The organism is candidate division WOR-3 bacterium, from assembly GCA_011052815.1.
In the GTDB taxonomy this organism is placed as follows: domain Bacteria; phylum Hydrothermota; class Tepidihabitantia; order SM23-42; family SM23-42; genus DRIG01.
The window spans coordinates 1-11116 of the sequence record DRIG01000012.1 but is presented as its reverse complement, the minus strand read 5'-3'; the positions used below and the strand labels follow the sequence as shown (position 1 = coordinate 11116).

The following is an 11116-nucleotide window of genomic DNA, read 5'->3' as shown; positions in this document are numbered from 1 at the left end:
CGGCGAATGATTTTGTGATTATGAAGTTTTCGATGATCAACGAGGGTTCGTCGACGTTGAGTGATTTATATGCGGCGATTTTTGTGGATTGGGATATTGGCAATTATTCGAACAATCAGGGTTCATCAGAGGCGGCGCGTAATTTGACGTGGATGTATGAGACGACGCCGTATGTCGGGGTGGCGATACTGGATCCGCCGCGTTCGACGCCGGCGGCGAATTTGGCGTTGATTGATCATGATTTATATGTGTATCCGAACAGTGGATTACCGGACAGTATTCAGATAAAGTTTATGGATGGTACGATTCAGAATCCTTCGTCGAATCGTGCGTATGATTGGTCGACGTGTAATTCAGCGGGTCCGTTTACGTTGGCGCCTGGTGGTTCGGCGGTGGCGGCGTTTGCGATTGTTGGTGGTGACAATTTAGCGGATTTACAGGCTAATGCGGATACCGCCTACAACCGCTACTGGAACTGGCCCGGCGTTCAGGAAAGACCGGTTGATACCAAAACGGATAATTTTGACGTCAGAATATATCCCGTGGTATCGAAGAATACACCTTACACACTTCACTATACATTGCCCGGTGAAAGCAGACTGCAGGTTAAGATCTATGATGCTGCAGGTCGTTTGATTATTGAGAAGGATTACGGCAGACTCAAAGGAATGGGTAAGGTATCGTTTGATCTGAAATCATGTGCCCAGGGTGTGTATTTTGTGAAAATATACACAACCGATAATGAGAAGGTCCTTAAGGTCGTTGTCCTGAAATAAGGGAGTTCAAACAGAAATTAATCCTTGACAATCTGTAAATTATGATTATTTTCGGAAAATGTTACTGTCGGCAGGGGTAACCTGTGACAGATGGAGTATTGTGCAACAGTTGTTGAAGATTAAAAGGGGTTCTACTGAAAGATTTCTATGAGAAATATGCGTGAATATTTAGAGAAGATGATCGCTCTGGGTGTTTCTGAAACCGAGGCAAAGATCTATCGTGCTCTGGTTGTGCGCCGTGATCTCAGTGCTCGTCAGATCCAGGAGATCGCCAAAGTGCCGCGTACCAAAGTGTATGAGGTGGCGCAGAAAATGGTTTTACGCGGGATGTGTATTGAAAAAAAGATGGGCAGTAAACGGCGCTATCAGGCGGTGGAACCAAGGCGGGCACTCACCCGTCTTCTTAACCAGTATGAAAAACAGCTTGAGGAGAAAAGGGCACTGGCGCAGGATATTGAACGTATCATTACACCGATATACAAAGAAGCGACAAGTCACCTGGAGATAACCGATTATGTGGAAGTGATCAAGGATCTACCTTCGATCCACGAAAGGTACATAAATCTCGTCAAGAACACAAAGAAGGAATTCGTGGGGTTTGTCAAACCACCCTATGCCCATCGTCAAAAAGTGGATAAATTGGATGAACAGGAAGATGTGGAGTTTGAAATCATCAAGAGAGGAGTTGTGGTCAGAGTACTTTACGAATATCCGGGGGAGAACGAAGTGGATGAGATAATCGAGCATATCAAACGCTGCATCAGTGTCGGTGAAAAGGCACGTGTTGTTCCACGCCTTCCGATCAAGATGTATATCTTTGACTCACGATATGTCTTGATGGCGCTTGACAATTCACTCCCCTCGCTCTATCCCCTGACCATGCTCGTCATTGAGCATCCTGGTCTTGCTCAGGCTGCACTCATGCTTTTTGAGTATCTATGGAAACGGGCGGAGAATTATAGCATTCTCAAGAAATTAAAGAAAAAACATTCAGAAAGGAGGTGACAACAATAAAAACAATCAATATGTTTATTAAGGGAGGTTTTTATGGTAAGATATTTAAGTGCAGCAATCATTATACTGGTAGGCAGTGTCTATGCCAGTGTTCTCATCACCAATGGTGATTTTGAAGAGCCGTTGACGACCGGCTGGCACCAGGCCGCCGGAGGTTCATACTGTTATGTGGATCGAGCGACGAACTATGATCCGGACGCTGATTATGAAGCATCGGCGCGTGTTGATTCATTGTCCGGCGGTGGTGTTGCTGTTCTGTATCAGGAGGTTGCCATACCGACGACCGACCTTGAATTTTCGGTCAATGCCAAGTTGTTTGCATGGGATAACAACGCCGATACACTCTGCTGTGCCGGTGCCGCGGTGATCATCACTTATATCGACGGTTCCGGCACATCGCTTGGTGAAACAAAGATATGCAGGTTTACCGATCCTTTTAACTGGTCCAATTCTTCAACCTGCCACTTGATTATCTCTCCAGATACTAATTGGCACAACTATTCTTTTAATATCAACGATGAATTGACAAATCTCCCCGGGGTTAATCCTGCGGATATAAAGAAGATAAAGGTGAGCCTTTATGCCAAAACCGACCACACGTGCTGAGGGGCGCGGGAATTGGCGAAGGTCTTCGCCGATGATGTTATTCTTAATTATACCGGTACAGAGCCGTATGTCGTTTTAATAAATACCAATGTCGATGATTCTGCCGGTAATAACAATGGCCGGCTGGACCCCGGTGAAACCATAGATTTGACTGCGGTACTTAAGAATGTAGGAGGCGTTGATTTCAGCAATCTCTCGACTACCATTGTATGTTCGGATCCCTATATTACGATCTTGGACAATTCCGGTTATTTCGGTTATATCGCCGTCGACAGCACCAAGGAAAATACTTCAGATCCTTATACCCTTTCTGCCAGTGCCTCCACGCCTGAAGGATATAATGTTGCTTTTAAGTTGATCACCGTGGACGGAAGTTTTGTCGATACACTCGATTTTTCCCTCGTTGTCGGACGAATCCACTACTTCGTATGGAATCCCGATCCTACACCTGCACCCGGTGAGGCGATACATTCAATTCTTTCTTCACTTGGATACACCGGTAACTATGATATATCTCTGCCCACCAATGGTGAGCTTGAAAATTACTATGCGGTCTTTGTTTGTGCGGGGATATATCCGAATAATTATGTCATCGGTTCTTCAAGTGCGGAAGCGACTGCACTCGTTGATTTTCTGCAAAATCAGAACGGCAGGATGTATCTTGAAGGCGGTGATGTCTGGTACTATGATCCGCTTTACCAGGGTGGTTATGATTTCGGTCCTCTTTTTGGAATCAATGCAACGGCTGACGGCTCTTCTGATATGGGGCCTGTTGTCGGACAGACCAACACCTTTACAGAAGGTATGAATTTTTCTTACAGCGGAGAGAACAGCTGGATGGATCACATTTCACCGACCGGTACCGGTTTCTTGATTTTCCGCGATAGTGACAACGCCTATGATTGTGGTGTCGCCAATGATGTGGCGACCTATCAGACAGTAGGTACTTCTTTTGAACTCGGCGGTCTTGTTGACGGTTCGGGCGTTTCCACAAGGGCAGCGCTTCTCGATTCAATTATGCATTTCTTCGGAATCCATCTTATCGGGGTTGAAGAACAGGCCGAGAATAGTATTCCAAGTGTGAAGTTGATCTGCATGCCGAACCCCTGCAGAGACAGAGCCGTAATACATTATCAAATTCCCACCACAGGTCGTGAAGTCCGTCTGAATATCTACGACGCCTCGGGCAGGTTGGTGAGGGAATTCAATCTCGAAAGAGACTTGTCAACCACGGTTTCCTGGTACGGCCGTGACGATGAAGGAAAAGATCTGCCGAACGGTGTTTACTTTGTTCACCTAAGGTCGGCGGATTTCCGTTTGGTCGAAAAGGTTATATTACTAAGGTAATATAACGTTGATAGAATAGTAATTCAACAGCAGGCAGATATAATAAAGAAAGGAGTTGAATGAAAGGTGGTATAATACTGACCTTGATACTGGGTGTATGTTTCGGTTCAAATTTTGTGGTGAACGGAGACTTTGAAGACTCACTTGCAGTGGGCTGGACCGAGTATTCACCCAGTTCATACGGTTATATCGCAAGAAGTACGACATATGATCCTGATTCTGATTATGAAGTTTGTGTCTACAGACAGGGAACAGGTGGTCTCGGTACTGGTTATGATAAGCTGTATCAGATTGTTGATTTACCGATAACAAATCTCGATTTCAGTATTAAACTGAAACTCTATGCCTATGAATCAGGAAACGGCAGCAACTGGTGCGGTGCCGCCTGTGCTTTGTATTACCGCGACACAAATGATGTTCTTCTTGGTGTAACCAGGATCTGCCGTTACACAGGTGGAACTCCGTGGTACAATTCATCCACTTCACACATTATCGTTGCTTCGGATACAAACTGGCATACCTATACATTTAATATTGAACAGGAATTGCAGAATCTTTCCGGTGTCGATCCCGCCGAAGTAGCTAAGGTCACTGTGACACTTATAGACACCGCTTATAATTGCTGATCGAACTTTTATAGGGCAAAGGTCTTTGCCGATGATATATTTATTGGCTACACTGGTAATGATCCTTATCTTGTTCTGCTGGACGAGACTGTGTATGACAACGGCGGTAATAACAACGGAAGGATAGATCCCGGAGAGACCGTGGATCTGACAGCGACGTTTTGGAACATCGGAGGTGCTGATCTGGCGGATATGTCCACCACACTCAATTGTAACAATCCCTATATCTCGATAACGGATAATTCCGGATACTTCGGTACATTACAGATGGACAGCACAAAGGAGAATACCGCTGATCCTTATGTTCTCACCGCTGACCCGTCAACACCACACGGCACCCTGGTCGATTTCAGTCTGGAGGTGACCGGCAGCGGTTATTCAGAGACATTCGATTTCAGCCTTCTTGTCGGACAACCTGTACCGACGGACAGCGGTTATTATTATGTCTATTACTCTGGTGGGCCCCATCCGCAATCACCGGTATTCGAATGGATAGCGATCGATTCCACCCAGACCACTTATTCGGGAACTTCCCTTGATCTCGATGATAATCAGTCCGTAACTGTATCTCTACCGTTTACCTTTAAATACTACAGTGTCGACTATGATCAGATAACAATCTGTTCCAACGGATGGATTGCAATGGGGGATCAGACAGAGGTGGACTGGACGAATTCCGCCATCCCGAACAGTGACGGCCCTCAGGCGATGGTCGCCGGCATCTGGGACGATCTTGATCCGGGTAATGAAGGTGCGCCGAGTGATATTTACTACTATTATGACGAGACGACACATCGTTTCATTATCGAGTACTTTCAGGTTGAACACTTTCCTTCCGGTTCTCCGGAAACATTTGAGATTATCCTCTGTGACGAAGACTATTATCCGACGCCGACCAATGACGGGGAGATTTATGTTCAGTATCTTGTCGAGCAGCAACAGCTCGATAATACCGTCGGTATCGAGAATGCAGCCGAGGATCTTGGCATTCAATATTTTTATAACAACACCTATCATGTATATGCCGAACCGATCACCGATCAATTTGCACTGCGTTATACTACTATTCCGCCGGGGCAGACAGGTGTCCGTGAATATAGTTCTCGGGTCAACAGGATAGAAATAGATGTATTCCCCAGCATCACAAGAGAATACGTCGCCATCGATTATTCGATTCCCTTCAGCACAGACAGAATTCAGATCAAAATTTATGATATTTCAGGACGTTTAATAAAGAAGTTTGACAACTTGACCCGGGATGCAAGGGTCATTTGGGATATAAGCGACGATTCCGGCAGATCTCCAGCAAAAGGCGTGTACTTTGTCATTCTTGAAACCGATGATTATCAGGTGAGTCAAAAGATAGTGGTTGTGGAGTGATAAGAGACAGAAATCAGGTGATGGGACAGGAGGGGTTTTTAAACGCCTCCTGTCCCATTTACTTTAAGAAAACAGCAAAAAGTGTCAATTTTGCTTGACAAATCAACAATTACGATTATAATCAGCTATGAAAAAAAATATCATTAATCTCGGTATTGTCGGAGGTCTTTTCTTTATCTGTGTCTGTTCCGAAGCCCCCCTTGTTCAATTCCCCGAACCGACTGATCGTGTGGTTCTGGCTGAGTTGTTTACAGAGGATTATTGAGGGTTCTGTGCGCTCGCGGAGCGGGCATTGATTGATTCTTTATCAGATTATGGGGATACCTTGGCTGTGATTTCCTATCATGTCGGTCAAACATATCAGAGTACTGAGGCCCGAGAGCGGGAGGATTTCTATGATACAGGTCTTGCCACTCCGTTTGTGATTTTCAACGGTACTTACGTGGCATGGGAACAGAATCCATCCAATTATGACAGTGTCTTCACGGAAAATATCGAGGCTGCGCGTACCCAACCACCGTATTTTAATATCTATGTAGATAGTGCATATGCCTCTCCTTCGACCGGTACATTTGATCTTCGGATCATTACAGCGGATACCATCCCCGAAGGCAATGTTGTCGGGTTTATCGCGGTTCTTGAAGACAGCCTGCCCGGTGCATACACCGAGTTTATGCACGTATGCAGAGCCCTGTATCAGTTTCCTGTAACTCTTGTGTATCCGGATACACTTGATACCACAATAACTTTTAGTCACAGTATACCACCCCATAACTTGAAGACAGTGGTCTTTATTCAGGATCTGGATACAAAAGAGGTTATGCAGGCTCAAATTACTGGTTTTATGGAGGAATAAAATGAGAAAATTCGCCTTTCTTTTGTTATTACCTTTATTATTTTTACTTGCTGAGGAAACGGAATTAGCTGATGCACCTGATTTTACCCTGGAAGATGTCGACGGAAACACCGTCTGTCTTGATTCTCTGCTTGCAAAGGGGCCGGTCTTTATGAGTTTCTGGGCGTTATGGTGTAAGATGTGTATCAAAGAGCTCGACGCCCTCAAGCCTTATTATGATGAGTTCGATTCACTCGGGATAAATCTGCTCGCAATCAGTCAGGACAAAAAAAGAGCGGTGCCCAAGGTCAAGCCCTTTGCTTTGAGCCACAAATGGAAATATGTGGTCGTTCTCGATCCCGACAATATAATGCGTGAACTCTACCAGGTGCAGGCGATGCCCACCAGTTTTATCATCGACCAGAATAAAAAGATAGTTTTCACTCATCAGGGATATAAACCCGGCGACGAAGAAATCATAATTAAAACAATGCGTGAACTCTTTGAAAAAGGTGAAGGAAATGATTCTGAAGAATAGTGTCTTCTGTCTTCTCCTTCTGACACTTTCCTTCTGTTTCGCCGTCAACGTCAGGATCACCGGTGCAAATCATGCCGAATACTGGGTCTTTGTGGATGATCGGCTCGACAGCCTCAATTACAAAGAGCACTTCACTGAGAAGTTGAAATTATCAGTGAATTACAAGGATATAACCCTTAAAGGTGTATTCTTCTTATGGGATCCGTCGGTCGCGGTACCCGGTGAGATGCAGTATATTGATTATACTGCACAATACAAAAAAGACCCGGTGAGTATTCTCTACGGCAGATACTATACGACATTCGGAAGAGGACTCTGCTTGAATCAATTTCTTGATGAAGACTTTAATAATGACAATTCTCTTTACGGTTTGAAAGCCGATATTAAATTCCTGAGCAGTCAGCTGACACTCTTGACCGGCACCCCGCGTAATATCTTTTTTGAGGAACTCGCCTATTCAGTCAAGAATGACACGACGGACCAGATTCGAGGTGCGAATTTCGAAACAAAACTCTGGCCTATATTCAAGACAAAGGTAAATATTGTAACGACCATAGGCGGCCGTTACGTCAGGATTAACCGTGTTTCCGATCTTACACCCAAGGCGTTCACTGAGTTGTTCGGCGGTGACATCAACCTGAAGATCGGTCCCTGGGAAAACTATTTCGAGTATGCCCGTCACTGGGGTACTGAACCAGTGGTCGGCGGACGATTAAAAGGTGAAGGTATCATCTTTACTACCGGACTGGCGCTTCCCGGTTTCGGACTCTCCTGCCAGTATGTTGATTATGATGACATCGGATTCGGCGGAGCCGGTTATCGATATAATGAACCGCCCACGCCGATAAAATCCGGCATTTCAGTCAACCGCGGCATTGATGAAGTTGGTTATGGAGTTTCACTTGTCACCTCTCCGATCGATTTCTTCTCACTCGAGGTCGATAACAACAAAGTGTCCACGCATGATGCCTCTTTAGGAAGCATCGAAGAGATAATCACCCTTAACAGTAATATGGATGGTGTGCTTGAACAGACGGCGAAATTAATTACTCATCCGAACTTTGATATGGAAATAACCCTCGCTGTGGAGAGGGTGATAAAACAGGGAATCGAACTTCCCATTCAAAAGAAGACCGAGACCAAACCGTATCTTGATTTCACCTATGATTTCGGCATCTTCTTCATCGAAGCAGGATACGAGCATAATCTGGTATCGAGTGATACCAGTGATTATTACGACCACGCCCTTTCTTTTTCACTCGGAAAACCGGAGATGTTTGTTCTGTCGATACGTTACGAGCGACGCAATCGTGTACCCGGTTGGCTTATCCCCAAACTGGGTGAAGAGACCTCCTGGCCCATGCTTGAGTTGAGTCTGGATCTATCCCGCCGCCACAATTTGAGGCTGCGGGTCGGTGCTGAAAAAGGCGGTTTGGTCTGTTCCGGTGGTGTATGCAGGTTTGAAGAACCATTCAGGGGGGTTAAGATGGTTCTTACCAGTATTTTTTAGACAAGATAATATCAGTCTTTGTTGATGGACTTGCTTGTTAAGACGGTCGGGCTTAAGAGTAGGAGGTGAAATTGAAACAGAAAGACGACGATAAGAACATTCAATCGTTGTTCTTCGCGATTGAACGGATCGAAAAAGATTTAGAGAGGCTCATCCACTATGTTATTATCTTTTTCACGGTGATTTTTCTGGCGAGTATAATCTACGGCGGTATTCTCGGTGACTTCACTGAAACCGAAAGTGTGGGTTCGGTGATGTGCCTGTCATGCATGGGGTTGCAACAATGAAGAAGAAACGACGTATAGCACCGCACCGCATCGGTCAGATTATAGCCTCAATAATAACACTGGGGCATGTGCCGGCATTATGGACCGGTAATATCTATCAGGGGCCGTTGAAATCAGTATGTGTGCCTATTCTCAACTGCTGGGGCTGTCCCCTTTCCCTCTATTCCTGCCCTATCGGTGCCCTGCAGCACTTTTTCAACCTTCAACTTTTCCCTTTTTATATTATGGGATTCTTCGGCGCCGTGGGAATGCTTGTCGGAAGAATGGTCTGCGGCTGGCTCTGTCCCTTTGGGATGCTTCAGGATCTGCTTTATAAAATAAGAACCCTGAAGTTCCGACTTCCCAAGTGGATGACATATATAAAATATGCGGTTTTGATTATCATCGCCGGGATCATCGCCTGGATCAGTGGAGAGCCGTGGTTCTGTAAATTGTGTCCTGCCGGTATTCTGGAGGCGGGTATTCCGCTGGTACTCGTTGACAAAACCGGTGATATTCGGGCGCTTGTCGGCTGGCTCTTCTGGACGAAGATTGCGATCTTTGTGATTGTTATCGCACTCAGTATTCCGGTCAAGCGGTTCTTCTGCCGTGTATTATGCCCTGTCGGAGCGATCTATTCCGTCTTCAATAGATTCTCTCTGGTTCATCTGACGATCGAAAAGGAGAAATGTAAACACCCCAACTGCGGTGTCTGTGTGAAAATATGCCCTATGGATATAAATGTTTATGACAACCCCAATCAAAAAGAATGCATCCGTTGTCTGGAATGTGTCTTTAAATGTCCGAATATCGCGGTCAGTATGAACTTTTATAAACCGGAAATAAAGATTACAAAAACAGAAACCGCATAGGGAGACGCTGAAGTTTATTTTTTGAAGGCTGGTTATAGATATAGGAGATATGATAACAAAACAGCCGATGGTTTTTAGAAAAGCCGGTTATACCTTGTTGCATTCCGGCCATGTCATTGCAAATCATATCCTGGTTTCCTTCCACGCCGCATTTATTTCTTCATTGTTGAATATCCCGTCAGAACTTTACGGCCCGGATGTCCTGAAATTCGTATTTACAAGCTACGAAACTGTAATTTCGGCGTTCTTCTGGCTGGTTGGTTTTCACACCGGTATTGCAATTCATGAGATGGGTCACTACCTGCGTGCCGTAAAATTGAATGCCTTAAAAGAAAATCTACTGCCTGAGGCGAAGAAAAACGCCGCGAAGAACTTCCCTGGGCGGTTCTTGTGGTATGTGAAAATGTTCTTTAAAATCCCTTATGGTAGATTCCGTGGTGTTAAAAAAGAAGGCTTGACCTATTACCCTGAAGCACCGTTCAATCTCAGTGTTGCTGCAGCCGGGCCCCAGATCAGCGGGCGACTGGCTTTGATAATGCTGCCTGCAGCACTGGTTCTGCTCATCTTCGGTCTCACCCGGCATCTTGATTTGATTATTTATGTCGGCCGATTGTGCCTGGGTATCGGCGCGGTCGGCTTACTCGATTTTCTGCTGGCAGATCCGGGAAAGTTGAAGGAGTTTATGAAGCAGGAGAAGATTGCGCAGAAACGCGCTCAGAAGATCCGGAGTTCGGAAAAGCAGTGGATCAACCGAGCCGGCAAGATAAAGGAAAAGTTGCGAAAAGAGAGGATGCAGGAGATTACCATTCCCGGCGGCGATATTCTCTGTGCACCCTGGCAATTCAGAAATTGCGGGATGGGCGGCAGACATACCGAGAAGGAGTATCCGGAAAGTAATATAAGTATGCAGGAGATGATGTTTGTACCGCTGTGTGCCCAGGATTATGAAGAAGCGCAGATGATCACCATCGAGCTTCAGACGAGGTTGAAGCAGATAATTGAAAAGGCAGAAGGTGCAAGAGTTATGGGCATCGGTCTGGAAGGGGGATTGGCTCCTTATATTACAAAAGAGTCTAAAGACATAATCCCGGAGCAGAGAATGTGGCGTATGGCGGTCCAGGCGATTAAGGATATCGGTTATGTCCCCGGTGAAGATGTGGTGATTGCATTCGATCCTGCGTTGAGTGAATTGAGTAACGCCTATAGAAAGGAGTTTAAAGAAGAAGAGAGCATCGGCAATTACTATTTCTGGCGGGGTGAAGAGAAAGTCGTGGCGTCGCGGGATCAACTTCTTGAGTTGTACAAGAAGGCGGTCGAAGAAATTCCGATCATTTCCATTGAAGATG

12 protein-coding genes are annotated in these 11116 nt (G+C 45.5%); all 12 read left to right on the top strand.

Annotated features, from left to right (window positions below):
• Positions 1-20 precede the first annotated feature (20 nt).
• The gene (locus tag ENI34_00910) at positions 21-776 is read left to right on the top strand and encodes a T9SS type A sorting domain-containing protein (GenBank protein ID HEC77686.1); all 756 of its coding nucleotides are present in this window, start codon (positions 21-23) and stop codon (positions 774-776) included.
• Positions 777-923: 147 nt separating this feature from the next.
• Complete coding sequence (locus tag ENI34_00905) at positions 924-1781, top strand: hypothetical protein (protein HEC77685.1); 858 nt, start codon at positions 924-926, stop codon at positions 1779-1781.
• A gap of 42 nt (positions 1782-1823) precedes the next feature.
• A complete protein-coding gene (locus ENI34_00900) occupies positions 1824-2396 on the top strand; it encodes a hypothetical protein (GenBank protein ID HEC77684.1) in 573 nt (190 codons plus the stop codon).
• 12 nt (positions 2397-2408) lie between these two features.
• Positions 2409-3743: a T9SS type A sorting domain-containing protein gene (locus tag ENI34_00895; GenBank protein HEC77683.1), complete on the top strand. Its 1335-nt coding sequence runs from the start codon at positions 2409-2411 to the stop codon at positions 3741-3743.
• A 59-nt stretch (positions 3744-3802) separates the two neighbouring features.
• Positions 3803-4369, top strand: coding sequence for a hypothetical protein (locus tag ENI34_00890; protein HEC77682.1), 567 nt, complete (start codon positions 3803-3805; stop codon positions 4367-4369).
• Positions 4370-4459: 90 nt separating this feature from the next.
• Positions 4460-5749, top strand: a complete 1290-nt coding sequence (locus tag ENI34_00885; protein ID HEC77681.1) for a T9SS type A sorting domain-containing protein — start codon at positions 4460-4462, stop codon at positions 5747-5749.
• Positions 5750-6041: 292 nt separating this feature from the next.
• Entirely contained in the window at positions 6042-6605 is a 564-nt protein-coding gene (locus ENI34_00880) for a hypothetical protein (protein HEC77680.1), read from the top strand.
• A 1-nt stretch (position 6606) separates the two neighbouring features.
• Positions 6607-7122, top strand: coding sequence for a TlpA family protein disulfide reductase (locus ENI34_00875; GenBank protein HEC77679.1), 516 nt, complete (start codon positions 6607-6609; stop codon positions 7120-7122).
• Positions 7106-8632, top strand: a complete 1527-nt coding sequence (locus ENI34_00870) for a hypothetical protein (GenBank protein HEC77678.1) — start codon at positions 7106-7108, stop codon at positions 8630-8632. Before ENI34_00875 ends, ENI34_00870 begins: the two co-directional genes overlap by 17 nt.
• Before the next feature lie 71 nt (positions 8633-8703).
• Positions 8704-8919: a hypothetical protein gene (locus ENI34_00865; GenBank protein HEC77677.1), complete on the top strand. Its 216-nt coding sequence runs from the start codon at positions 8704-8706 to the stop codon at positions 8917-8919.
• On the top strand, positions 8889-9770 hold the full coding sequence (locus ENI34_00860; GenBank protein ID HEC77676.1) for a 4Fe-4S binding protein: 882 nt from the start codon (positions 8889-8891) through the stop codon (positions 9768-9770). Before ENI34_00865 ends, ENI34_00860 begins: the two co-directional genes overlap by 31 nt.
• A gap of 49 nt (positions 9771-9819) precedes the next feature.
• Positions 9820-11116, top strand: a 1297-nt coding sequence (locus ENI34_00855; protein HEC77675.1) for a hypothetical protein, incomplete at its 3' end; no start/stop codon positions are given.